At 65.4% G+C, this 22,982-nt stretch carries 22 protein-coding genes; 5 read left to right on the top strand and 17 right to left on the bottom strand.

Annotated features, from left to right (window positions below):
* Positions 1 to 145 precede the first annotated feature (145 nt).
* Positions 146 to 391 carry a hypothetical protein gene (locus ACE3OU_RS17930; protein ID WP_374242920.1) on the top strand — a complete coding sequence of 82 codons (246 nt, stop codon included), beginning with the start codon at positions 146 to 148 and terminating at the stop codon, positions 389 to 391.
* A gap of 105 nt (positions 392 to 496) precedes the next feature.
* A complete protein-coding gene (locus ACE3OU_RS17925) occupies positions 497 to 1,606 on the top strand; it encodes a Rieske 2Fe-2S domain-containing protein (RefSeq protein ID WP_374242919.1) in 1,110 nt (369 codons plus the stop codon).
* A gap of 85 nt (positions 1,607 to 1,691) precedes the next feature.
* Here ACE3OU_RS17925 and ACE3OU_RS17920 read toward each other — a convergent pair whose 3' ends face one another.
* Positions 1,692 to 2,534, bottom strand: coding sequence for an OST-HTH/LOTUS domain-containing protein (locus ACE3OU_RS17920; RefSeq protein WP_374242918.1), 843 nt, complete (start codon positions 2,532 to 2,534; stop codon positions 1,692 to 1,694).
* Positions 2,535 to 2,963: 429 nt separating this feature from the next.
* The gene (locus tag ACE3OU_RS17915; protein WP_374242917.1) at positions 2,964 to 3,227 is read right to left on the bottom strand and encodes an antitoxin; all 264 of its coding nucleotides are present in this window, start codon (positions 3,225 to 3,227) and stop codon (positions 2,964 to 2,966) included.
* Between the two features lie 702 nt (positions 3,228 to 3,929).
* Here ACE3OU_RS17915 and ACE3OU_RS17910 point away from each other — a divergent pair.
* From ACE3OU_RS17910 to ACE3OU_RS17900, 3 genes are all read left to right on the top strand, one after another.
* Positions 3,930 to 4,298 (top strand): hypothetical protein, encoded by a 369-nt coding sequence (locus ACE3OU_RS17910; RefSeq protein WP_374242916.1) that lies wholly within the window; start codon positions 3,930 to 3,932, stop codon positions 4,296 to 4,298.
* Positions 4,299 to 4,663: 365 nt separating this feature from the next.
* On the top strand, positions 4,664 to 5,794 hold the full coding sequence (locus ACE3OU_RS17905) for a DUF3800 domain-containing protein (protein ID WP_374242915.1): 1,131 nt from the start codon (positions 4,664 to 4,666) through the stop codon (positions 5,792 to 5,794).
* Between the two features lie 212 nt (positions 5,795 to 6,006).
* On the top strand, positions 6,007 to 7,434 hold the full coding sequence (locus tag ACE3OU_RS17900) for a hypothetical protein (protein WP_374242914.1): 1,428 nt from the start codon (positions 6,007 to 6,009) through the stop codon (positions 7,432 to 7,434).
* 265 nt (positions 7,435 to 7,699) lie between these two features.
* Here ACE3OU_RS17900 and ACE3OU_RS17895 read toward each other — a convergent pair whose 3' ends face one another.
* The 15 genes from ACE3OU_RS17895 to ACE3OU_RS17825 all read right to left on the bottom strand — a co-directional run.
* A complete protein-coding gene (locus tag ACE3OU_RS17895) occupies positions 7,700 to 8,902 on the bottom strand; it encodes an acetyl-CoA C-acyltransferase (protein ID WP_374242913.1) in 1,203 nt (400 codons plus the stop codon).
* Entirely contained in the window at positions 8,899 to 9,405 is a 507-nt protein-coding gene (locus ACE3OU_RS17890; protein WP_374242912.1) for a MaoC family dehydratase, read from the bottom strand. Before ACE3OU_RS17890 ends, ACE3OU_RS17895 begins: the two co-directional genes overlap by 4 nt.
* A 10-nt stretch (positions 9,406 to 9,415) precedes the next feature.
* A complete protein-coding gene (locus ACE3OU_RS17885) occupies positions 9,416 to 10,201 on the bottom strand; it encodes an SDR family oxidoreductase (protein WP_374242911.1) in 786 nt (261 codons plus the stop codon).
* A 40-nt stretch (positions 10,202 to 10,241) separates the two neighbouring features.
* A complete protein-coding gene (locus ACE3OU_RS17880; protein ID WP_374242910.1) occupies positions 10,242 to 11,771 on the bottom strand; it encodes an amidase in 1,530 nt (509 codons plus the stop codon).
* Between the two features lie 5 nt (positions 11,772 to 11,776).
* Positions 11,777 to 12,652, bottom strand: a complete 876-nt coding sequence (locus tag ACE3OU_RS17875; protein WP_374242909.1) for an SDR family oxidoreductase — start codon at positions 12,650 to 12,652, stop codon at positions 11,777 to 11,779.
* 117 nt (positions 12,653 to 12,769) lie between these two features.
* Entirely contained in the window at positions 12,770 to 13,921 is a 1,152-nt protein-coding gene (locus ACE3OU_RS17870) for an acetyl-CoA C-acetyltransferase (RefSeq protein WP_374242908.1), read from the bottom strand.
* Positions 13,918 to 14,982: an acyl-CoA dehydrogenase family protein gene (locus ACE3OU_RS17865; protein ID WP_374242907.1), complete on the bottom strand. Its 1,065-nt coding sequence runs from the start codon at positions 14,980 to 14,982 to the stop codon at positions 13,918 to 13,920. Before ACE3OU_RS17865 ends, ACE3OU_RS17870 begins: the two co-directional genes overlap by 4 nt.
* 8 nt (positions 14,983 to 14,990) lie before the next feature.
* On the bottom strand, positions 14,991 to 16,166 hold the full coding sequence (locus ACE3OU_RS17860) for an acyl-CoA dehydrogenase family protein (RefSeq protein WP_374242906.1): 1,176 nt from the start codon (positions 16,164 to 16,166) through the stop codon (positions 14,991 to 14,993).
* A gap of 8 nt (positions 16,167 to 16,174) precedes the next feature.
* Positions 16,175 to 16,927, bottom strand: a complete 753-nt coding sequence (locus ACE3OU_RS17855) for an enoyl-CoA hydratase family protein (protein WP_374242905.1) — start codon at positions 16,925 to 16,927, stop codon at positions 16,175 to 16,177.
* The gene (locus ACE3OU_RS17850; protein WP_374242904.1) at positions 16,924 to 18,063 is read right to left on the bottom strand and encodes a nitronate monooxygenase; all 1,140 of its coding nucleotides are present in this window, start codon (positions 18,061 to 18,063) and stop codon (positions 16,924 to 16,926) included. The genes ACE3OU_RS17855 and ACE3OU_RS17850 overlap by 4 nt, the downstream gene beginning before the upstream one ends.
* A 5-nt stretch (positions 18,064 to 18,068) precedes the next feature.
* The gene (locus ACE3OU_RS17845) at positions 18,069 to 18,980 is read right to left on the bottom strand and encodes an enoyl-CoA hydratase (RefSeq protein WP_374242903.1); all 912 of its coding nucleotides are present in this window, start codon (positions 18,978 to 18,980) and stop codon (positions 18,069 to 18,071) included.
* A 24-nt stretch (positions 18,981 to 19,004) separates the two neighbouring features.
* Complete coding sequence (locus ACE3OU_RS17840) at positions 19,005 to 19,805, bottom strand: CoA-transferase subunit beta (RefSeq protein WP_374242902.1); 801 nt, start codon at positions 19,803 to 19,805, stop codon at positions 19,005 to 19,007.
* A gap of 11 nt (positions 19,806 to 19,816) precedes the next feature.
* Positions 19,817 to 20,692, bottom strand: coding sequence for a CoA transferase subunit A (locus ACE3OU_RS17835; RefSeq protein WP_374242901.1), 876 nt, complete (start codon positions 20,690 to 20,692; stop codon positions 19,817 to 19,819).
* 35 nt (positions 20,693 to 20,727) lie between these two features.
* Positions 20,728 to 21,627, bottom strand: a complete 900-nt coding sequence (locus ACE3OU_RS17830) for a VOC family protein (RefSeq protein WP_374242900.1) — start codon at positions 21,625 to 21,627, stop codon at positions 20,728 to 20,730.
* A gap of 509 nt (positions 21,628 to 22,136) precedes the next feature.
* Positions 22,137 to 22,982, bottom strand: an 846-nt coding sequence (locus tag ACE3OU_RS17825) for an IS5 family transposase (protein ID WP_374242899.1), incomplete at its 5' end; no start/stop codon positions are given.

The raw sequence follows: 22,982 nt of genomic DNA, 5'->3' as shown, positions 1-22,982 counted from the left end.
TGGTCTTCTGCCGGCCCGGTGACGCTCAATCCAGAGCGGGAATCCGTCGTCGCCATGGCAATCGGCAACACGAATAGACAGCCTTTGGCTGCATGACTCAGGTGGCAACTATCTTGACGCGCGCCGCTACGCCGCCACCAGCCACATGATGGCGCCCAACCAGCGGGCCCTCGGCGCGGCGATGCTGAACCTGTTCCTGACCCTCTTCGGTGCCGGCCTGGGGCCGCTGATCTCCGGCGCCCTGAGCGACCTGTTCGTCAGCCGCTTCGGCCCGGGCAGCCTGCGCTACGCGCTGCTGCTCACCCTGTGCCTGCTCGGGCTCACCGCCGTGCTGCTGGGCATGGGGATCCGCTCCTACGTCCAGCGCCTCGAGGCGCTCAAGGCCCGCTGACGCTCCGCGCGTCCCATCGTCCGAACGGGGGATGCCGCGGTGCTGGCGCCCCCACACAATCAATCAAGAGAACACACCCTCTCCACACCGGACAAAGGAGCTTCCATGGCCACCACCAAGGATTACCGACTCGGCGAATTCACCTTCCCCCGCGGATGGTTCATGATCGCCGACGCTGAAGAGCTGAACACCCACAAACCCCTCGCCGTGCGGTTCTTCGGCAAGGATTTCGCCCTCTACCGCGGCCGGGAGACCGGCAAGGTCGTGCTGCTGGACGCCTACTGTCCGCACATGAAGACCCACCTCGCCGCCCCCAACAACACCTCCTACGTGGTGGTCGACGGCGGCGGCAGCAACGTGGAAGGCGACGGCATCCGCTGCCCCTACCACGCCTGGCGCTTCGGCCCGGACGGCAAGTGCGACCACATCCCCTACCACGAGGGCCCGATTCCGGCCTCCGCCAACGTCAAGTCGTGGACGGTGGTCGAGAGCCTCGGCGCCATCTGGGTGTGGCACGACCCCGAAGGCGGCGAGCCCGAATGGGACCACCCCAGCCTGCCCCAGTGGGACGACCCCGCCTGGGTGCGCTGGAAGTTCGACCACCTGGGCCTGCTCAACCAGCACCCCCAGGAAGTCATCGACAACATCTGCGACTACGGCCACCTGAGCCCCATCCACGGCTCCACGGTGGAAAAGTACGAGAACGAATTCAAGGGCCACAACGCCATCCAGCGCCAGTGCGGCCCCCACCGCACCCTGGTCGGCCCCGACGGCGTGAGCCCCATCCTGCACACCCTCACCGTGTATCACGGCCCCGGCGTGCTGATCTCCCACCTCACCGGCCTCTACGACGCGGTGATGATGATCACCCACACCCCGGTGGACGACGGCAGCATCAAGGTCTGGCACGCCCTGCTGGTCCGGTCCCCCGGCGGCAACGAAACGGCGACCCAGACCGACACCATCGCCGCCCGCCAGTTCCAGCAAGCCGCCCTCACCGCCTTCGCGCAGGACTTCGAGGTGTGGACCAACAAGGGCCCCTGCCTCAACGGCCTGTTCATCCCCAGCGACGGCCCCTTCATGAAGGCCCGCATCTGGTACAAGCAGTTCTACAACCCCCGCGCCATGAAGCAGGAGTTTTTGGACCAGTGCGAGGGCTACTACGTGCCGAAGGGCGCGGTGCCCTATACCGACAAGGAAGAAGTGGCGGCCTGAAACAAGGCCTGAGCAGCACAAAGCAGAAAGCCGCAGCGATGCGGCTTTTTGCTTTTGAGGGAGCCTGAGATAGTCCTGCCGACGACTACTGCTCTGTTTTACGCCGATAAAGTGTCCGGAATCCACCGGTTGCCAAAGGCTCATCCGTGACTTCGAATAATTCCGAGCCAATGAGCAGCTTTCTAAGGGTCCTGAATCCGTAACGCGAATTCAAACCCCGCAGATCGTCAGGCAGTTCCCGTGCGGCAATTTGACCAGCCGTTGCCAGGTAAGTCCAACCGTCGGCCCTCTGACGCTGTCCAGCGATGTCGCACAGCAATTGGACCAGCGGTGAGCGATGCAACCACATTAATTCAATTTCCCGCGCGAATTCAGGACTAGCCATGTATGACTCCATCGACTGCCTAGAATGCAGCAACTGAAGCGCATTCGATCTCAAATGATCAAACATCGGCAAGACAGTTTCGCGCTGAGCGTCCAAATATGCCAGAGCCTCCTTCATTGCATTTTCATTCTGAGGCTTCCAGCGTGGCAAAAAACCATGAACAAGCTCGTTGCGAGCTTCAGTCATCCGCTTTAGATCCAAGCGTAGCGAATCAAGAGTTTCTCTGTCACTTTCCATCACGAAGGAAAATCTGGACCCAAAAATGGCCTTCTCCGGCAACTCCGATTCGGGCAGATCCACACCGGCGTCCACCATCACATCGGCCACATACCTCCCAACAAGCTGCCCAAGCGTACTTACTGCTACCTTATTTCTTGCTTCACCGCTCTCTTGAAGTGGGACACCATCACCTCCAACAAAATGCGACAAATTACTATTGGCAATCAGGAACTTCAGAAAAGACTCAATCATCTGAAAAGTAACCAGATTGCGGCCAACACGGCGCAAAACTTCGTCACTGGCTGGGCTGCGGTCGGAGGGCATGAGAAATAGCAGGGAGAAGAGATCGTTGCAGAGCGTCGTTTATGATGGAGCCAGGTCACGAGCGGCTTAAATGTCCGGGATGACGACCATTCGGCTGGAGAGGTCAATCAATGCATGAAAGTCGTTGCAGGTCGGGTTAGCGCAGCGTAACCCGACAGTCCATGATCGGGGCCGCTCGTGCTCAAAAACCAGCAACAACTTGCATGGAAGAAACAATAGCACCATCGGGGGTATGGCGCGTTGATTGCACCTGGAGAACATCGGATACGCTGCGCCAACACAATCCACCTGGCTTCTGCCCCACGGGGGAACTTGCGGGTGTCGTGGGTTACGAGGGCATGCGTCTTCATGCAGGTATCGATGGGCTGAGCAAGCAACGGGGCTGGCTCTTGATCCGGTAAAGCAGGGTGTCGGCGTCGAACAGGTCGATCAAAGAGCTTTACGCTCCTGCATGGGCAGTACATCCTGCTGGTCTGCCCCCAGCGCCGCGACGAAGGCATCGTCTACCTCGCCCAACGCCTTGAGAGCCTGAAGCAAAGCCTCTCCACGCGGGACTCGCCGCGGATGGATCACCAGATCCCCGGCCTCGTTGCGCGAGATGCGCACGCAGTCGGTATCGATCCGAAACTCGGCGGGAATAAGCACCATCTGGCTGTTATCGTTGTTCAAGACCTGGGTTGTCAGCGTTTCCACGGCGCACCTCACATGCCTACATCGATGCGTGCACGGTAACGCACGATGAGCGCTCGCAGGCCCACTCTGCCGGCCTGCCCATCGCCCGAGCAGCCCATCGATAGCTTTCTTCTTTTGTACAAGCCCGTACATTCGATGCAAAGCCATCACAATCCTCTGTCGGCGCACCGACATGCGATAACGATAGCTTTTTATCTCATCAAGACGCACCTACATTCGATACAACACTATCAACAAAGCTTGTTGGCGCGCCTGCATACGATATTGATAGCTTTTTACATCATGTTGATGCCCCTACATTCGATCCAAAACTATCGTGAGCGTATGTAGGGCCATCAACATCGTATGCAGCGCCACCAACAAAGGATCTAGGCACGGCAACATCGCTTGTCGATGGCCCACAACAGCTTGCAGACGCGCCAACAAAGGATCTGCACGCAGCATCAAGGCATGCGTCCCCACCGGCAAGGGATGCAGCGCCGGCAACAAAGCCTGCAGGCACGCCAACACAGGTTGCGCGCACGCCAACAAAGCGTTCACGCGCGCCAGCAAAGCCCCCTCCCTCGTCACGCCGCCCCCATGCCAGCCGGCCCATGCGCATGGCCTGCCCGCATTCCATGTTGCTATTGCGTATTACCTTGGGCTGGGAGTATCTTTAGTCGAAACAGATAAACCTTAACCCACCCCGCCATCGGAGGAGCCATGCCCAGCAACCAACGCCTGCCCGCCCACGTCCTGCAAGCCGACCTCGACTGCATCACCGCCCTCAAGGCCATCGCAGGCTACGCCCCCAGCAACCCCGCCGACTCCCTCTCCGCCATCACCGAACTCCAGACCCGCGTCGCCGCCGCCGGCGAACGCGAACTCCACGCCGCCAACAGCCACGCCGCCGCCCGCGACGACGCTGTCCTCCTCGAAAACGAACGCCACGAACGCGTCAAGAGCGTCAAGAACCAGGTCCGCGCCCAGTTCGGTAACGACTCCAACGAAGTCGCGTCGCTTGGCCTCAAGAAGGCTTCGGAGCGGAAGGCGCCGAAACGGAAGAGCAAGGGGGAGGGGGATGAGGGGTGAAGGTTTTGATGTGGTGAGCTGCGAGGCGGGGCGATTCAGCCCGTTTTGCGGCGTATAACAAAGATGAAGCCGGCGCCCGAAAGGGCGCCGGCTTGTTTGAAAAGCCTGATGACGGATGGGGACGTTTGGGATGGCTCAAGATGGGGAACAAATCAGAGCGAGACTGTCGTGGGAAGGCGGATGATTGAGAGGAATGATGGGTGAGGGAAGTGTATGACGGCTGACCAGCCATTGCAGTCATTTGGATATTGTCACCCCAGCGGCAGCAAAGTGTCCGATTATTGTCGGTGACTGTTTCAAACTAAAAAAGACAGCCTCGTAGGTTAATGAATTCGCACTCCTAGCTGAGGCTGCGGGAGAGCTGGATGGAATTCGATTGGTCGGTTATGCGAGCCATGATGATTCAAGCCCACGGTATTCGCCGGGCCGACGACAAGTTCGCCTTTTACTACGACGAGACCAATAACATCCGCAAGTTCTTGCTGACGGATGATGGGACCAACGTCACTGAGCACAAGAACTTCGTTCTTGGCGGCATCGTAATTCAAGAGGGGCAAACTTTACCGGAGATAAAATCGCTGCGCGACGCTCTGGGCATGCAGGACAACGCACCGGAAATCAAGTTCAAGCACGTCGCCAGCGGAGACTTCGAAGCGGTCCTTGCATCACGCAAAATGGCTCGGTTTTTGACCTGGCTGACCGAGCACCAACTGGCGATCCACTACTCAAGCATCAACATCGTCTACTGGTCCATCGTAGACATCATCGATTCGATCTTGGCCAGCGAGCGCTTTGACGCCTTTGGTCACGGTCGAAGGGAGATGAAGAACGAGCTCTATCGGATTGCCTGCATGGACAAGCCAGCGTTCCTGGCGCTGATGAAGCATCACGGCTATCCAGACATCCAGCACGGCAAGGTCACTGACTTCATGGCAGATCTGGCGACCTTTCTCAGTTTCCACAATCCAACGGTTGACAACCTGCCGACCCACATGCTCAAAGAGCTAGTCAGAAAAGCCCAAGTCCTGACCGAACTCCCCTTCCTCGTCGATAACGACGCGGATGTGCTTATTGACAGCTTCAGCTCGTTTTTCACGATGCCTGTCTTACTGTTCAAGAATGCCACGCACGTCTTTGACCGCGAAATCCAAGTTGAAAAAAGCTTGAACGCGGATGGATTTAAGCAACGCGCGAGGGGCATCAACTTTCGGTTCTCCGACTCCAAGGCCGATCCGGGCATCCAGCTCGCTGACGTGACAGTCGGCCTGATCGGGAAATATCAGGACTTTGTCGAAGCACACCGGTTACCGGAGTTATTGGCGCACAAAAAGGCGTGGAGCACCGCCCAAACCGAAACCTTCGAACTGCTGCGAAGCCTGATCAACTATTCTAACAACATGAGCAATGCGTTTATCCATCGCGTCACAGCCATGGACAGCGAGTGGAAAAACGACGCATTCATGCACGGCTTGCCACCTATACCCCATTTACTTTGACGTGGAGGGGGCCGTTCGACCTCAATCCGACTAGACACGAGTAACGAACCTATGTCCATGTTTTTCGAATTTTTAAAGCGACGATATATGCTGGCAGTTAGTTTTTGAAATGAATTTAAACTACAAGTAGAGGATATATGGGTGAGGCAAGACGCAGGGGAACAAAAAAGCAGCGGGTAGTCGCGTTACTAGACGAGAGCGGCGTAGTTCAAATGACGGCAGAGCGATATAACGCATTTGTCGCCTGGACACGATCGCCGATTGCTGAAACTATAGGAATTGAAACGGAATTCTTTTCGGACAGGACTGAGAGCTTGATTGGCGTCCTAATAAAAGATCGATGTGACCGAGACTTTGGCTTTGTGATGCTTGGCCGAGATGCCAAAGGTCGATTTCGATGCATTGACGTGAATTTCAGCATGACCAGAACAAACGCACGTCACGCACTGTTCGCGTCGTTTAGGAGGCTCATCGCAAGTGGTGAAAAGGAATTTCCTCAAGGCGACGAGAAAACCGACAAAGCAGGCGTGGATTTGTTCAATACGAAGCTACCAGTCGACCAACAACATCGCGCCTTTCACATGCTGTGCTCACACGCCCATTGGGTGCCGGCCCGGGCAATCATGTCCGAAATGATGCGCCACTATGTTGACGTTGATGGCAATTTCGTAGAACAGTTTCAGACCACCGCATTTGACTCACGGATTTGGGAGCTTTATCTCTACGCGGCATTGTTGGAATTGGGCCTCTTTGTGAACAAGGAGCATGAGGCACCTGACTTCGAAGTTCACGATGGTCGAAGCAAGGTGTTCATCGAGGCTGTCATCGTCGGTCCATCCCCGAATGATCCCCCACTCGATCCACCAAAGAATGGGATGCCCAGAATGCGTACGCCAGAAGAAATCAAGGAGCTTTTGAAGACACGCGCGCCCATTCGATTCGGCAGCGCGCTGTACTCCAAGCTTAACCGGAAGACCAAGTATTGGGATCTTGAGCACGTTAAAGGGCACCCCCTGGTCTTTGCAGTTGCTGACTTTCACGAGGACCAGTCGATGACTTGGACGTCGCCAGCCCTCCTTGAATACCTCTACGGTGTCACCCACGAGTTTATTTTTGACGAAGCGGGACAGTTAGTAATCACGCCGCTGAAGATCGAAACGCACGAGTATCGAGGCAAGGTGATTCCATCTGGTTACTTTATGCAGCCAGGAGCCGAAAACGTTAGCGCAGTGTTGTTCTCCTCGTCCGGGACAATTTCAAAGTTCAATCGCATGGGACGACTTGCGGGCTTTGGTGCCCCGAACCAGCGAATTTTCCGGGCAGGTGTAAAGCATCTCCACAATCAAAATGCCGCAATTCCTGAGCCTTTCTTTCACGAAGTAAAGCAGGGCACTGTAACCGAGACCTGGGCTGAAGGACTCTCGATGTTCCACAATCCAAACGCGACACATCCAATAGACCCCGACATGTTCCCCGGTATCGCTCACCATTGGTTCGAGGGGGGGCAAATTAAAAGTTGGCTTCCTGAATTTCACGTGTACAACTCATTTACTTGGAACATGATGATCACCGACAAAGATGACCCAGATGCTGAAGTGGCATTTCGCGATGCTGCCACCAAAGATGAGTTGCAAGAGTAAGTGACGAAAGGATGCGTATAGCTTTCGCCTAGCCCAATCTTGGCAACTGGCTTCTGCTTGTGAATCCAGTGCGCTTAAGGACAACTGAAGGGTTGGAAGCAGCCGCGCATTAATCAATCATTGACCCGACGGCTTCGGTCGACCACCCGCCTCACCCCACCCACCGAACCCTCTCCCAAAAACAAAACGCCCGACCATCCAGCCGGGCGTTTTTCTTTCTTCCTTCATCCAGCCCACTCCAACAAGGAGCAGGCCTTCATTCGGATCAACACACCTCAAACAACCCCGCGGCCCCCATCCCGCCGCCGATGCACATCGACACCACCACATACCTCACCCCGCGGCGGCGGCCTTCGATGAGCGCGTGGCCGACCATGCGGGCGCCGGACATGCCGAAGGGGTGGCCGATGGAGATGGCGCCGCCGTTCACGTTGAGACGGTCGTTGGGGATGCCAAGGGTGTCGCGGCAGTGGAGGACCTGGCAGGCGAAGGCTTCGTTGATCTCCCACAGGCCCACGTCGCCCACGGCCAGGCCGAAGCGCTCGAGGAGCCTGGGGATCGCGAAGACCGGGCCGATGCCCATTTCGTCGGGAGCGCAGCCGGCCACGCTGATGCCGCGGTAGATGCCCAGCGGGGCGATGCCGCGGCGTTCGGCTTCGTCGCGGCTCATCACCAGCGCGGCGGAGGCGCCGTCGGAAAACTGCGAGGCGTTGCCGGCGGTGATGAACTCGCCCTGGGCGACCCACTTGCCGTCCTTCCACACGGGCTTGAGCTTCTGCAGATCCTCCAGGGTGGTGGAGGCGCGGTTGCATTCGTCCCTGGTGGCGATCACGTCCTCGTGGCCGGTGGGCTTGCCTTCCTTGTCGAAGACGAGCTTGCGGGCGGCCAGGGGCACGATCTCGGCATCGAAGAGGCCGGCGGCCTGGGCGGCGGCGGTGCGTTGCTGGCTCTGCAGGGCGTAGGCGTCCTGGGCTTCGCGGCTGATGCCGTAGCGGCGGGAGACGATCTCGGCCGTCTCGAGCATGGGAATGTAAGCGCTCGGCACCACCTCCTGCACGGCCAGGGACTGGGCCCGGTAGGTGTTCTTGTGCTTGGTCTGGGTGAGCGACAAAGACTCGACGCCGCCGGCCACCGCGATCTTCATCTCGCCGGCCAGGATGTTCTTGGCGGCGACGCCGATGGTCATCAGGCCGGAGGCGCACATGCGGTCCAGCGCCATGCCGGGCACGCTCTCGGGCAGGCCGCCGGTGTAGGCGCACAGGCGGCCGATGTTGTAGGCCTGGGTGCCCTGCTGCACGGCGGCGCCCATGATGACGTCTTCGACGGCGCCCGGCTCGATGCCGGCCCGCTCGACGACGGCGCGCACCACGTGGCCGCCCAGCACGGGGGCCTCGGTGTCGTTGAAGGAGCCCCGGAAGGACTTGGTCAGCGCGGTACGCGCAGTGGAGACGATGACGGCTTCGGTCATGCTGGCTGGCTTTCGGTGCGTGCCGTGGCGGCGGGGTGGAAGGAGTAGCGGCTGATGGTGTCGATGACGCAGCCGGGGCGGTCGCTGCCCTCGATCTCGATGCTGACGCGGACGGTGGATTGCACGGCCCCTTCCGCAGCACCAGCGATCGCCTCGACCTTGAGGATCTCGCCGCGGCCGCGGATGCGCGCGCCCACCTTGACGGGGGCCGGGAAGCGCACCCGGTCGGTGCCCACGTTGACGCCCATCTTCATGTTGTCGATGTGGATCAGCTGGGGCAGGAACAGGTTGACCAGCGACAGGGTGAGGTAGCCGTGGGCGATGCAGCCGCCGAAGGGGCCGCTCCTGGCGCGCTCCGGGTCCACGTGGATCCACTGGTGGTCGCCGGTGGCATCGGCAAACAGGTTGACCCGCTCCTGGGTGATCTCCAGCCAGTCGGTGGCGCCCAGGTCGGTGCCGGCGGCGGCGAGCAGTTCGGCGGCACTGGAAAAGGTGATGCCCATGGCCGCGTCCTCAGGCGTGCTGGGAGCTGACCGACAGCACCTCGCCGGTCATGTAGGAGGCGTAGTCGCTGGCCAGGAAGACCATCACGTTGGCCACCTCCCACACCTCGGCGGCGCGGCCGAAGGCTTCGCGGCTGGCCAGCTGGGCCAGCAGCTCCTCGCTGGAGGCCTTCTTGAGGAAGTCGTGCAGGGCGATCGACGGCGACACCGCGTTGATGCGCACGCCGTATTCGGCGGCCTCCAGCGCGGCGCAGCGGGTCAGGGCCATCACGCCGGCCTTGGCGGCAGCGTAGTGGGCCTGCTCCTTCTGGGCCCGCCAGCCGAGCACCGAGGCGTTGTTGACGATGGTGCCGCGGCCCCGCGCCTGCATGTGCGGGAGCATCGCGCGGGTCATGCGGAAGGTGCCGGTGAGGGTGATGTCGAGCACGCGGTTCCATTCGTCGTCGGTCATGTCGACCACGCGCTTCTGGCCGCCCAGGCCGGCGTTGTTGATGAGCACGTCCACGCCGCCCAGCTGGTGTTCGGCGGCGGCCACCAGGGCCTGCACTTCTTCCTCGTTGGTGACGTTGCAGAGCTGGCCGTAGATCTCGGCGAGGCCGGTCTCTTCCTTCAGCCTGGCAACGGCCTCTTCGAGGCGGCGCGGGTGGATGTCGGAAATCATCAGGGCCCGGCAGCCTTCCTCGGCGCAGCGGCGGGCCGCCGAGAAGCCGATGCCGGCACCTGCGGCGGCGGTGATCAGCACCGAGCGGCCCTTGAGCAGGCCGTGGCCGGCGACGTATTGGGGGTTGAGGCTCATGGATGTGTCTCCTGGAAAAGTCGTGGTTGTCTGGGGAGGCTCAGGCCGGGCGGCGCTGGCGCCATGGGGCCGCATCCTCGAGCTGGGCGGCCAGGGCCAGCAGGCGGGCTTCGCCACCAAAGGGCGCGGCAAACTGCACGCCGATGGGCAAACCGGCGGCGTTCCAGTGCAGGGGCACCGACATGGCCGGGTGGCCGGACATGTTGAAGAGGGCGGTGAAGGGCGAGGCCAGCACGGCGGCCTTCACGAAGCGCTCCCAGGGCTGGTCGAGGGACAGCTCGCCCAGCAGCGGCGGCGGCGCGGCGGTCACCGGGGAGAGGATCAGGTCGTAGCCCGCAAAAAATTCGTCAAGCAGGCGGCCGGCCTGGTCGAACACCGAGCGGGCTGCAAACACCTGCTCCGCGCTGTAGCCCCTGGCCAGCTGCAGGCTGCGCCAGTTGAGGGGTTCCAGCTCGTCCTCGCGCACGGCGCGGCCGAGGGCCTTCTCGCGGGCCTGCACGGTGGCGAGCAGGCCGGTGCCGGTCATCACGCCCATGCCGGCAAACATTTCCTGAATCGGCAGGCGCGGTGCGGCGGGTTCCACCTGGTGGCCGAGGCGGGCGCACAGCTCGGCGGCCCGATGCACGGCGTCGAGGCAGTCCGCATGCACGCCCATGCCGAAGGGGTTGGTTTCCAGCAGGGCGATGCGCAGGCCCTTGGGGGGCTTGCGGATGGCGTCCAGCAGATCGTGGGTGGGCGGCCGCACGCGGGAGCCGGCCTCCGGCCCCTGGCTGAGCTGCAGCAGCAGGGCCGAATCGCGCACGCTGCGGCTGATCACGTTGTGCACCGACAGGCCCATCCAGCCCTCCAGGGCCTTCGGGCCCATCGGCACCAGGCCGCGGCTGGGCTTGAGCCCGAACACGCCGCAGTGGCTGGCCGGGATGCGGATCGAGCCGCCGCCGTCGCTGGCGTGGGCCACCGGCACGATGCCCGCCGCCACCGCCGCCGCCGAGCCGCCGGACGAACCGCCGGCGCTGTGGGCCGGGTTCCAGGGGTTGCGGGTGGCGCCGAACAGGCGGGATTCGGTGGTAGCGGTCTGGCCGAACTCCGGCGAGGTGAACTTGGCAAAGATGTTGAGCCCGGCGGCCTGGTAGCGCTGCACCAGCGTCGAGTCGTGGTCGGCCACGGCATCGCGGAAGAACACGCTGCCGTGGGTCGTCACCGTGCCCTTGAGGGCGACCTGCAAGTCCTTCAGGCCGAAGGGCACCCCGGCCAGCGGCGGCCGCGCCAGGCGCTCGGCCCGCCCGGCGCGGGACAGGGCGCGGGCGCGCTCGCGGGCCTGGTCGTAGTGGCGCAGGGCCACGGCATTGAGGGGCGCGCTGGCCTCGGCACGGGCGATGGCCGACTCCAGCACCTCGGCGGGGGTGAGCTGGCCGTCGCGGATCAGGCGCGCCAGTTCGATGGCGTCCTGGTCCTCGTAGCGGCCGGCCGGCCGGCTTGCGGCAATAGCCGGGGTGGCGGCCGCCAGCCCCAGGGCGCCGGCGCCGCGCAGGAAGCCGCGCCGCCCGCTGTCGATGTGGTCGTCGTCCATGATGTTCAGCTGCCCCAGACCTTCTGGGCCGGCACCGCCTGGGCCATCAGCCCTGCCACCACGGCACCCACTTCAGCCACCTCGAGGCGCGCGCCCTTGTCCTTCTGCGGGCCGGTGCGCCAGCCGTCGCACACCGAGATGCGGCCGCCCTGGCTCTCGAAGACCTGCCCGGTCACATGGGCAGACTGGGCGCTGCCCAGCCACACCACCAGCGGGGCGACGTTCTCGGCGGCCCAGGCGTCGAAGCCGGTCTCGGGCGCCTTCACCACGTCGGGCATGGCGCTCTCGGTCATCGAGGTGCGGGCGGCCGGGGCCAGCGCGTTGGCGGTGACGCCGTAGCGGGCCAGCTCGGCGGCCTGCACCAGGGTGAGCGCGGCGATGCCGCCCTTGGCCGCGGAGTAGTTGGACTGCCCCACCGAGCCCTGCAGGCCGGCGCCGGAGCTGGTGTTGATGATGCGCGCGTCCACCCTGTTGCCGGCCTTGGCCTGGTCGCGCCAGCGCTTGCCCAGGATGTTGGCGAGGCAGAAGTGACCCTTGAGGTGCACCCGCATCACCTCGTCCCAGTCTTCTTCCGACAGGCTGATGAACATGCGGTCGCGCAGGATGCCGGCGTTGTTCACCACCACATGCACCTCGCCGAAGGCCGCCACGGCGGCGTCGACGATGCGCTGGGCGCTGTCGATGCGGGTGATGTCGTCGCTGTTGGCGATGGCCTGGCCACCGGCGGCGGCGATCTCGGCCACCACCGCCTCGGCGGCGGCCTGGCGGATGTCATTGACCACCACGCTGGCGCCCTCGGCGGCAAAGGCCAGCGCATACGCGCGGCCAAGGCCACCACCGGCGCCGGTGATGATGACGGTGCGTCCCTCACAAATACCCATTCTCAGTCTCCAATTCAATTCTGTTCGAGGTGGTGCCGGCGGCGGGCGCCGCCGTACAGGCGTACGGCGAGCCTCGCAGTCGCGGGATCGGGCCGCGCAGTCGCCGAATGCGCCGCCTCAGAGTCGTTCGATGATCGTCACGTTGGCCTGCCCGCCGCCCTCGCACATGGTCTGCAGGCCGAAGCGGCCGCCGGTGCGCTCGAGGTGGTGGAGCATGCTGGTCATCAGGCGCGCGCCGGTGGCCCCCAGGGGGTGGCCCAGGGCAATGGCGCCGCCGTTGGGGTTGGTGCGGGCCGGATCAAAGCCGGTCTCCTTGAGCCAGGCCATGACCACCGAGGCGAAGGCCTCGTTGATCTCCACGCAGTCGATGTCCGACAGGCTCATGCCGGTCTTCTTCAGCGCGGCGCGGGTGGCCGGGATCGGCGCGGTGAGGTGCCAGATCGGGTCGTCGCCGAGCACGCCGAGGTGGTGGATGCGCGCCCGCGGGGTGAGGCCGTAGCGCTTGAGGGCGGCCTCCGACACCACCAGCAGCGCCGCCGAGGCGTCGCAGGTCTGGCTCGACACGGCGGCGGTGATGGACGGGTAGTCGGCGCCCACCGGCTCCAGGGAGGCCATCTTGTCGAGGGTGGTGGCGCGGGGGGTTTCGTCGCGGCTGACGCCTTCGAGGGGGGCGATCTCGCGCTCGAAGTGGCCGGCCTCGATGGCGGCCAGGGCGCGGCGGTGGCTCTCCAGGGCAAAGGCCTCCATGTCGGCGCGGCTGATGCCCCAGTGGTCGGCGATGCGCTGGGCGGCGTAGAACTGGTTGACCGGCTGGTTGCCGAAGCGCGCCTGCCAGCCCTTGCTGCCCGAGAACGGATCGGGGAAGCCCAGTGGCTGCCCGGCCAGCATGGCCGAGGAGATGGGGATCTGGGTCATGGTCTGCACGCCACCCACCGCCACCACGTCCTGGGTGCCGCTCATCACCGCCTGGGCGGCAAAATGCAGGGCCTGCTGGCTCGATCCGCACTGGCGGTCGACGGTGGTGCCGGGCACGTTGAGCGGCAGGCCGGCGGCCAGCCACGCGGTGCGGGCGATGTCGCCGGCCTGGGAGCCGATGGTGTCCACGCAGCCGAAGATCACGTCGTCGTAGTCTTCGGCGGGGATGGCGTTGCGCTCGACCAGGGTCTTCAGCACATGGGCGCCGAGATCGATGGCATGGACGTGGGACAGCCCGCCCTTGCGCTTGCCGGTGGGGCTGCGCAGGGCATCGACGATGTAAGCCTGGGTCATGGGTTCACCTCGAAAGTGTGGCCGGGGCCGATGGCGGCGCCTTCGGCGAGGATGGCCTCGGCCACCCGGGATTTGTGGAAGCCGCGGTCGCCCCACGACGCATCCAGCGCCCAGCTGCGCTTCATGAACATCTGCAGGTCCACTTCCCACGTGTAGCCCATGGCGCCATGCACCTGGATGCCGTGGCGGGCGGCCAGCCAGGCGGCTTCGCCGCAGGCCAGCTTGGCGTGGGAGGCGTGGATGGCCGCGGCCGGCGTGCCGTGGGCCAGGGCGTAGGCCGCGCGGTAGAGCACCGGCTTGGCGAACTCGATGCGGGTGGCCACGTCGGCCAGGTGGTGCTTGACCGCCTGGAAGCTGCCGATGGGCTTGCCGAACTGCTTGCGCTGGGCGGCGTAATCCACCGACAGGTCGAGCATGCGCTGGGCCAGGCCGAGGAGCTGGCCGGCCACCGACAGGGTGCCCCGGTTGAGGGCGTCGGCCCACAGGCGGCGCCCGGCGTCGCCGGCGGCAATGCGGGTGCCGGAGCTGGGCTCCCAGGCCAGGCCGGCGAGCCGGCGCGACAGGTCGATGCTGGGGTTGGCGGTGACATCCACCAGGGCGCGGGGCACCAGGTGCACCTCGTCGCCGTGGGGCAGCAGCAGCAGGTCGGCGGTGGCGGCGTCGGCCACCAGCGGGTTGACCGGGTGGCCGACGGCGATCCGCACGCTGCCGTCGGCAATCCGCCCAAGGAGGGCCTCGCGGTCGTGGCTGCCGGCGGGCAGCGCTTTGATCAGGCCGGCGGACACGTAGGCGGTGTCGGCCAGGGAGTCGGGGATGGCGTAGTAGCCGAGCTCCTGGCTCATCAGGGCCCAGGCCACGTCGTCCATGCCGAGGCCGCCGCAGTCCTCGGGCACCGACAGGGCGGTGAGGCCCTGCTCGGCGAGCTTGCCGCGCAGCTCGGGGGAGCGGCCGACGTCGGTCTCCCAGATCTCCCGCAGCATCTCGGGGGCGGCCTCGGTCATCAGGAAGCGGCTCATCGCCTCCCGGAAGGTGAGCTGGTCGTCGTTGAAAGTGAAGTCCATGGCAGGCCTCAGGATTTGGGCAGGCCGAGCATCCGCTCGGCGATGATGTTGCGCTGGATCTCGTTGGTGCCGGCGTAGATCGGCCCGGCCTGGGCGAACAGGAAGCCGTCCAGCCAGCCGGCGGCGTCGGCGCCGGCGTCGGGGGCGTCGGAGAGCAGCTCGCCGCGGGGGCCGAGGATGCGCATGGCGGTCTCGTGCATCTTCAGGTCGAGCTCGGACCACACGATCTTGTTGGTGCTGGCCTCGGCGCCGATCCGGGCGCCCTTCGCGAGGCGGCCCACCGTGTGATAGGCCGACAGGGCGTAGGCCTCGGCGCCCATCCAGGCCTCGCACACCGCGTCGCGGATCGACGGGTCGCGGTCGGCGCTGGCCCGGTTGGCCTGGTAGAGGCTGACCAGCTTGCGGGCGGTGGCCTGGAAGCGGGCCGGGGAACGCAGCAGCAGGCCGCGCTCGAAGCCGGCGGTGGCCATCGCCACGTGCCAGCCCTGCCCTTCCTCGCCGATGCGGTTGTCCACCGGCACCTTCACGTCGTCGAAGAAGATCTCGGCGAAGGCCTGCTTGCCGTTGAGGGCGATGATCGGGCGGATCGTCACGCCCGGCGTGTCGAGGGGCACCAGCAGGTAGGACAGGCCGTGGTGGCGGCTGGAGCCGGCCTCGCTGCGGAACAGGCCGAACAGCCAGTCGGCAAAGATGGCGCGGGTGGACCAGGTCTTCTGGCCATTCAGGACGTAATGGCTGCCGTCCTCCGACAGGGTGGCCTTGCTGGTGATGGCGGCCATGTCGGAGCCGGCGTTGGGCTCGGACCAGCCCTGGGCCCACATGTCGTCGCTGGCCGCCATGCGCGGCAGGAAGCGCTGCTTCTGGGCCTCGGTGCCGAACTCCATGAGGGTCGGGCCGAGCAGGAGCTGGCCGTTCTGGTTGACCCGCATCGGGGCGCCGGCGCCGTAGTACTCCTCTTCGAAGATCAGCCACTCGATGAGGTCGCAGCCGCGGCCGCCCAGCGCCTCGGGCCACATGACCATCGACAGGCGGTTCTCGAACAGGCGGCGCTCCCATTCCCGGTGCTGCTCGAAACCCTCGCGGGTGTCGTAGCTGGCCAGCGGCGCCTTGGGGAGGTTGGCGGCCAGCCAGCTCCGCACCTCGGCGCGGAAGGCTTGTTGTTTTGGGGTGTAGGCGAGATCCATGGCGGCCCTCAGAAGCTTGCGTCGCGCTTCTCGACGAAGGCGCGGCGGGTTTCGGCGGAATCGGGGCTGGTGTAGGCCTGCAGGGTGAAGCCCTGCTCCCAGCGGTACTTGTCTTCGAGGTTGCCGTCTTCGATGCCGTTGAGGGCTTCCTTGGCGATGCGGATCATTGCCGGGCTCTTGGCGGCGATCTTGCGGGCGATCTCGAGGGCCGCGTCGCGCAGCCCGGCCTTGGGCACGATGCGCTCGATGAAGCCGTAGCGCTCGGCGTCGCGGGCGCCGATCTTCTCGCCGGTGAAGAACAGGTAGCGCACCTTCTGCACCGGAAAGAGGCGCTGCAGGTGGGCGCCGCCGCCCATCGCGCCGCGGTCCACCTCGGGCAGGGCGAAGGTGGCGCACTCGGAGGCCACCACGATGTCGGCGGCCCCGGTGATGCCGATGCCGCCGCCCAGCACGAAGCCATGCACGGCCGCGATGACCGGCACCGGGTTGCGGTGCACCGCCTTGAAGGTGGCGTAGTTGCCGCCATTGACGGCCACGATGCGCTCGGGGTGGGCGTCCAGCTCCTTGATGTCCACACCGGCGCAGAAGCCGCGGCCCTCGGCGCGGATCACGATGACGCGCACCGCCGGGTTGGCGCCGAGGGCGTCGATGTGCCCGGCCAGGGCGAACCACTCCGCGCTGTCGAGCGCGTTGACCGGCGGTTTGTCGATGACGAGCTCGGCGATGCCGGCGTCGATGGAAATTCGGAAAGCCTGCGTCACGGGGCGGTCTCCAGGGGGCGTTGGGGTTGTCGGGGGGCGGTGTCGCAGCCGGCATCCAGGCGGTCGTACAGGGTGGCGAGGCAGGCTTCGGCCTCCGCGGCGATCTCCTCGATCACCTGGCGGGCGCTCTTCAGCTCGCCAATCGCCGCCGCCACCTGACCGCTCGGCAGGATGCCCTCGTCGGGGAAGCCCTCCACCATCGAGCGCTGCAGCAGCACCGGCTGGTTGGCGGACATCACCGTCTGGGACACGGCACCTGCATCCTCGCGGATCGCCCGGCGCAGCACATCCACCATATGGCCTAGGCTCATGCCGGTCTGCTGCTTCCACTGCCAGGCGCTCTTGAGGGCGATGCGCAGGCGGCCGAGGGGGCTGGCGGCCTCCAGGCGGCGGATGAAGGGGTTGTCGATCATGCGGTGGCGCATGCCGTCCACCGCCAGGGTGACGCGGATCTTCTGGGGGTCGTCCACCGCCACGTAGCGGGCCAGGGTAGCCGGCGGGGTGGGCGAGTCGGTGGTCATCATGAAGCGGGTGCCCATCGCGATGCCGGCCGCGCCGGCCGCCAGGGCGCCGGCCAGGCCGCGCCCGGTGGAGTAGCCGCCGGCGGCTATCACCGGCACCTTCACCGCGTCGAGCACCTGGGGCAGCAGGATGCTGGAGGGCACGCCGCCGGTGTGGCCGCCGCCCTCCCCGCCCTGGATGGTGATCATGTCGGCGCCCAGCTCGACGGCCTTGACCGCGTGCTTGACCGCCCCGACGGTGGGGATGCACAGCACGCCGGCTTCCTTGAAGCGGGCGATGGTCTTCTTGTCCGGCCCGCGCCCGTAGCTCACGGCGCGCAGGCGGTACTGGATGGCCAGGTCGACGCACTGGGCGGCGTTGTCCTGGAACATGTGGAAGTTGAGGCCGAAGTTGCTGCAACCGGTGGCGGCGATCACCCTCTTGATCTCGGCCTCCAGCTGGTCCGCCGCGATGGTGGCGCCGGCCAGGAAGCCGAAGCCGCCGGCCCGGGTGGTGGCGATCACCAGGTTGGCGTCGGCAACCCAGCCCATCGCGGTCTGGATGATGGGGTAGCGGCAGCCGAGGCGCTCGGTGAGGGGGGTGCGCAGCAGCGCGGAGATGTCGTGGGCGCTCACAGGAATCATTCCTCCCCGGCGCCGCGCTTGTTGGCGGCGGCCATGGCCTTGCCGTCGAAGCCGCCGAGGCGGTCGCCGGAAATCATTTCGTTGTGGGTGTGGGCGAAGTGGTGCCAGGCGAAGGTGGCGTCCATCGCGCTGCGCTTGCCCTGCAGGTCTTCCACGTGGTTGATGGCCTGCTTGGTGAGGGCCAGCCCCATGCGCGGCTGGGCGGCCACCTTGGCGGCCAGGGCGTAGGTGGCGGCCTCCAGCTCGGCGCGGGGCACGACCCGGTTCACCATGCCCATCTGCCAGGCCCGCTCGGCGCCCATGCGGTCGCCGGTCATCAGGAACTCCTTGGCGATGCGCGGGTTGAGCTCGTAGGGGTGGGCAAAGTATTCGACCCCCGGGATGCCCATGCGCACCACCGGGTCCTGGAAGAAGGCGTCGTCGCTGGCCACGATCAGGTCGCACACCCAGGCCAGCATCAGCCCGCCGGCCACGCAGGCGCCCTGCACCATGGCGATGGTGGGCTTGGGCAGCTCGCGCCAGCGCCGGCACATGTTGAGATACACCTCCTGCTCGCGGGCGTAGAGGTATTCGCCGCCGGGCTTGTTGGTGTGGTCCCACCACAGGTGCACCCGCTCGAAGGGCTTGTTGATGTCCCGGCCCGGGGTGCCGATGTCGTGCCCGGCCGAGAAGTGCCTGCCCTCGCCCCGCAGCACGATCACCTTCACCGCGTCGTCGTTCACCGCCTGGCGGAAGGCCGCGTCCAGGGCGTAGGTCATCTGGGAGTTCTGGGCGTTGTTGAAGTCCGGCCGGCTCATGGTGATGCTGGCGATGCCGTCGGCGACGGCGTATTTCACCGGCTGCTCGGTTTCGTAGCGGGCGGTGTCCTCCCGGGACACGAAGCCCTCGGCGCTGTGCGAGGCGTTCATGGATGTCTCCTGGTCGCGCCGGCCTCAGGCCGCCGGACGGATGCCCGGCGGGTTGCCCTTGAGCTGGGCGGCGCGCAGGTCATGGGGGTCGAGGCGGCGGATGATGTCGAGCTGGGCGGCGGTGGGGTGCGGCGTCTCGCCCAGGTCGTCGGCCTTCAGCAGCGGGAAGCCGGTCTTCTCCTGGACCTCCTCGAAGCTCACGCCGGGGTGCAGGCTGCGCACCCGCGGGCTGTTGCCCGGGCCCTGCCAGTCCATCACGCACAGGTCGGTGACGGCGACGCGGATGTCCATCAGATCGCGGCGCACGCCATCAATCCAGCGCTCCTGCTTGAAGCCGACGCCGGAGACCATGTCCACCTCGCCGGCCACGAACACGCGGGGGCTGTGGCTGGGCACGAAGAAGGAGTTGATGTGGTTGATGCTGTTGCCCGGCAGGCCGCGCACGCCCAGCATCGCGGCCTTGGGCTGGCGGTAGTCGCCGACGCACGAGAGGTTGGTCTGGGCCCAGCGGTCGATCTGGGTCGGGCCGACCATGGCGTGGCGGCGGCCGCCCCACACGCATTCAAACACCCGCTCGAAGGACATGTAGCCGCTGTACCTGGGCACGTAGTCGCCGCGGGGGCCGACGGGGATCGGCTCTTCAACCAGGAAGGCTTCGCTGTCGGTCATCAGCAGCTCGGGGCTGTGGGTCAGCTTGGCCAGGCCGGCGCCGAGGCGGGGGATGATGCCGAGCCCGGAGGCCAGCACTTCGCCGTTGTCGCGCCAGGCTTCGGAGGCCGCCACGATCAGCAGTTCGGCCAGGGTGAATTGGGGTTTGTCGCTCATCATCGTTCTCCTCAGAACACCGGCAGGGGCAGCCCGGCCATGCGCTCGATGCCGCCGTTGCGGCTCTGGTAGGCGGCTTCGCCGGCCAGCACGAATTCGTCCATGTAGGCCTGCCAGCCGCCGGGTTCGGCGGCGCTGGCCACGTAGCGCTTGAAGTGGCTCATGTCCCAGCCGTAGTCGGAGGGGCAGGAGGTGGGGTGGGCGCCGCAGGGGGCTTCCACCACGCCGCTCACCAGGTAGCGCTCGAAGGTGTTGAAGCGGGCCTGGGCGGCGTCCAGTTCGAGGCGCGCCTCGACCCGCTCGGCGGACACGTAGCAGGCGTCCGCCGCCCGCGCGAAGAGGTGGTCGAAGTAGGGGTCGGGGCCGGTGACCAGGGTGTTGCCGAGGCGGTCGGCGACGTTCACATGCAGGATCGCCGCGTCCAGCTTGAGGGCCGGCATCGCTAGCAAGGTCTCGCCGTCGGCGTAGGGCGACTGGATGGTCTTCAGCTCGGGGTTGAGGCGCACCACGTCGGTGGCCAGGCCGCAGCGGGTCGGCAGGAAGGGCAGGCGCATGCCGGCGGCGCGCAGGCCCCACTGGAACATGCCCTCGTCCAGCTCCATCAGCTCGAGGCCGCCGCTCTCGCGGATCTTGCGGTACCAGGGCTCCAGCGGGATGGCGTCGAGGGTGGCGAAGCCGAAGACCAGCTTCTTCACCTTGCCGGCGGCGCACAGCATGCCGACCTCGGGGCCGCCATAGGCCACCACGGTGAGGTCCTTGAGCTCGGAGCGGAGGATCTCGCGCACGATGGCCATGGGCTTGCGCCGGGGGCCCCAGCCCCCGAAGCCGATGCTCATGCCGTCGCGCAGGCGGGCGACGACATCCGCCGCCGTCATCTGTTTGTTCATGTCGGGTCCTTGCTTGGAAAAGGGTGCGAGGGGGCTCAGGCCTGTTGCTTCTGGCCGGCGCTGAAGTCGTGGCCCCAGATGCTGACGCGGGTGAATTCGAAGGGGCTGTGGCGCTCCCAGTCCACCTGCAGGCCGCCGCAGCCGAACTCCAGGTCGAAGCTGGACGGGGTCTTCATGTAGAAGGAGGTCATCCGGTCGTTGAGGTGCTGGCCGAGGGTGGCGGAGATCGGCACCTGGCGGGCCGTCATGCGGTCGTGGGCGCGGCCGACCTCGGTCATCGAGTCCACCTCCACCATCACATGCACGCAGCCGCTGGGCACCGGGTATTCGGCGATCGCCAGGCTGTGGTGGCGGGCGTTGTTGCAGTGGAGGAAATGGATGCGGATCGCCGGGCCGTTGGGGTCCGGGCGGAAGTTGAAGATGTCCGACAGGCCGAAACCCAGCACGTCGCGGAAGAAGGCCACCGAGGCGTCGAAGTTGGGCGACGGCAGCACCGTGTGGCCCATGCCCATGTCGCCGGTGACGAAGCGCGGCACACCCTGGGGGGAGACGAAGGGCTGGCAGTCGGACAGGTGCCCCCAGCCCAGCTCGTGGCGGTTGCCGGACGGATCGGTGACCAGGGCGATGGCCTGCATGCCGCGCTGGCGGCAGACCTCGGCGTCGGCCAGTTCAAAGCCCACGCCGGCCTTCTCCAGGGTGACCAGCGCGTCCTTGAAGGCTGCCTCGTTGGCCACCTCCCAGCCGGACGCGTAGTAGCGGGCCTGGGCGCCCTCGCGCACCAGGATGCGGAAGGGCCGCTCGTCCATCTTGACGTAGAGCCCGCCGCCCGGCGCCGGCGCGGTCATCATGCCGAGCACGTCCTCGGCATAGCGCTGCCATTGTTCGAGTTGCTCGATCTCGGTCACGAAATAGGCCAGGCCGCGGATATCGATCATGTCTGCTCCCCTAGGGTTCTCGGATGTGTGGAGAGCATTGTGCGAACTGGGCGCGCGGGCCTCATCGTCCGTTGAGACTAGCGGCGCCAGGCCACGGCCCGGCGGGCCGGGATCAGGACTCGGGGCGTTGGGGAAACGTCTTCAGGGGTGGGGAGTACAGGAGCGAGGGGAGACTCAGCGTCCCGCCGAGTTTCCGAGCTGGTGTTCCCGGAGCGGGGCCTGACAACGCATCACACCAATGGTATGGCATTCTCACTGCGTGCCCGGTGCCACACGAGATACGCCCTGTGCGCGTCGGTCAACCCGCGTAGCGTCATGCCTGACGCCAGGCCTACGCGCACTGAGGGGCACCTCGAATAACCCGAGGTTTTCAGTAAATCCCGCCGCGCAACGATGATCGCGATCGAATCTGGTTCAATTCCTTCGGCAAATCACCGCCTTCTACAGCGGTGCCGTCCCGTTTTGTCTCGAATCGCCTCGGGCAGCGGCGATTCGGCCCATTTCGGGCGTCAGAAGGCCTTGATTCCGGCCCTCTGGAAATAAACCAGCCGCTTCAGGTTGTAGCAGGCCGCCATCATCGTCAGCGCAAAGTTCGCCCGCGCCTGGCCGATGGTGCGCAGCAGCTTGCCGCCCATCTGGTCGATGGCCCCGAACACGTGCTCGACCCGCGCGCGCGTCTTGGCGATGCGCTTGTTGCGCCGCTGCTGGCAGTCAGACAGCGGCTTGTTGCGATGGCCCTTCCTCTGGATCTGGTTCCGGAAGCCGTTTTCCTTCAGCCAGGCTTCGCGCTCGGCAGACGGATAGCCCCGGTCGGCATAGACGTCCCGGCTGGTGTTGACGGTGTCGAACACGTCGTCGAAGTGCTGGCTGTCGTGGGTGCTCGCCGTGTCGGTCTCGATCTTGCGGATGAACTTGTATTTCTTGTCGACGTTGATCGAGAGCTTGTAGCCGAAGTGGCTCTTGCCGTGCTTCTTGGTCCAGGTGGCGTCAAGGTCCTTCTGGCGCCGCTTGGCGGGCTTCCAGCTAGCCGGCATCGCGTCTTGCTCGATGAGCGCCTTCTCGCCCCGGCTGGTATGCTGCTTGGGCGCCGGCACCAGGGTCGCGTCGATGATCTGCCCGCCCCGGGCGATGAAGCCTTTCTTGAGCAGCTGCGCCGAGACGCCGTCGAACAGCGCCTTCGCACCGGCTTCGCCGATGCGGTTCTCGAAGGTCCACACCGTGGTGCGATCAGGAATGTTCGTCGCATTCGCCAGCCCGCAGAAGCGCTTGTAGCTCATGCGGTCGAGCAGTTGATACTCCATCTGCTCGTCCGACAGGTTGTACAGCCGCTTCAGGACCAGGATGCGCACCATCGT

The sequence above is a fragment of the Zoogloea sp. genome, from assembly GCF_041908905.1.
Lineage (GTDB): Bacteria > Pseudomonadota > Gammaproteobacteria > Burkholderiales > Rhodocyclaceae > Zoogloea.
This window is presented reverse-complemented; position numbering and strand designations above follow the sequence as displayed.

What these genes read in the sequence shown, in the direction of transcription:
- ACE3OU_RS17925 (WP_374242919.1), top strand. Translation starts at nt 497, where the DNA reads ATGGCCACCACCAAGGATTACCGACTCGGCGAATTCACCTTCCCCCGC.
- ACE3OU_RS17845 (WP_374242903.1), bottom strand. Translation starts at nt 18,980, where the DNA reads ATGAACGCCTCGCACAGCGCCGAGGGCTTCGTGTCCCGGGAGGACACC.
- ACE3OU_RS17840 (WP_374242902.1), bottom strand. Translation starts at nt 19,805, where the DNA reads ATGAGCGACAAACCCCAATTCACCCTGGCCGAACTGCTGATCGTGGCG.
- ACE3OU_RS17885 (WP_374242911.1), bottom strand. Translation starts at nt 10,201, where the DNA reads ATGAGCCTCAACCCCCAATACGTCGCCGGCCACGGCCTGCTCAAGGGC.
- ACE3OU_RS17880 (WP_374242910.1), bottom strand. Translation starts at nt 11,771, where the DNA reads ATGGACGACGACCACATCGACAGCGGGCGGCGCGGCTTCCTGCGCGGC.
- ACE3OU_RS17920 (WP_374242918.1), bottom strand. Translation starts at nt 2,534, where the DNA reads ATGCCCTCCGACCGCAGCCCAGCCAGTGACGAAGTTTTGCGCCGTGTT.
- ACE3OU_RS17865 (WP_374242907.1), bottom strand. Translation starts at nt 14,982, where the DNA reads ATGGACTTCACTTTCAACGACGACCAGCTCACCTTCCGGGAGGCGATG.
- ACE3OU_RS17835 (WP_374242901.1), bottom strand. Translation starts at nt 20,692, where the DNA reads ATGAACAAACAGATGACGGCGGCGGATGTCGTCGCCCGCCTGCGCGAC.
- ACE3OU_RS17910 (WP_374242916.1), top strand. Translation starts at nt 3,930, where the DNA reads ATGCCCAGCAACCAACGCCTGCCCGCCCACGTCCTGCAAGCCGACCTC.
- ACE3OU_RS17860 (WP_374242906.1), bottom strand. Translation starts at nt 16,166, where the DNA reads ATGGATCTCGCCTACACCCCAAAACAACAAGCCTTCCGCGCCGAGGTG.
- ACE3OU_RS17900 (WP_374242914.1), top strand. Translation starts at nt 6,007, where the DNA reads ATGACGGCAGAGCGATATAACGCATTTGTCGCCTGGACACGATCGCCG.
- ACE3OU_RS17930 (WP_374242920.1), top strand. Translation starts at nt 146, where the DNA reads ATGATGGCGCCCAACCAGCGGGCCCTCGGCGCGGCGATGCTGAACCTG.
- ACE3OU_RS17905 (WP_374242915.1), top strand. Translation starts at nt 4,664, where the DNA reads ATGGAATTCGATTGGTCGGTTATGCGAGCCATGATGATTCAAGCCCAC.
- ACE3OU_RS17870 (WP_374242908.1), bottom strand. Translation starts at nt 13,921, where the DNA reads ATGACCCAGGCTTACATCGTCGATGCCCTGCGCAGCCCCACCGGCAAG.
- ACE3OU_RS17830 (WP_374242900.1), bottom strand. Translation starts at nt 21,627, where the DNA reads ATGATCGATATCCGCGGCCTGGCCTATTTCGTGACCGAGATCGAGCAA.
- ACE3OU_RS17890 (WP_374242912.1), bottom strand. Translation starts at nt 9,405, where the DNA reads ATGGGCATCACCTTTTCCAGTGCCGCCGAACTGCTCGCCGCCGCCGGC.
- ACE3OU_RS17895 (WP_374242913.1), bottom strand. Translation starts at nt 8,902, where the DNA reads ATGACCGAAGCCGTCATCGTCTCCACTGCGCGTACCGCGCTGACCAAG.
- ACE3OU_RS17875 (WP_374242909.1), bottom strand. Translation starts at nt 12,652, where the DNA reads ATGGGTATTTGTGAGGGACGCACCGTCATCATCACCGGCGCCGGTGGT.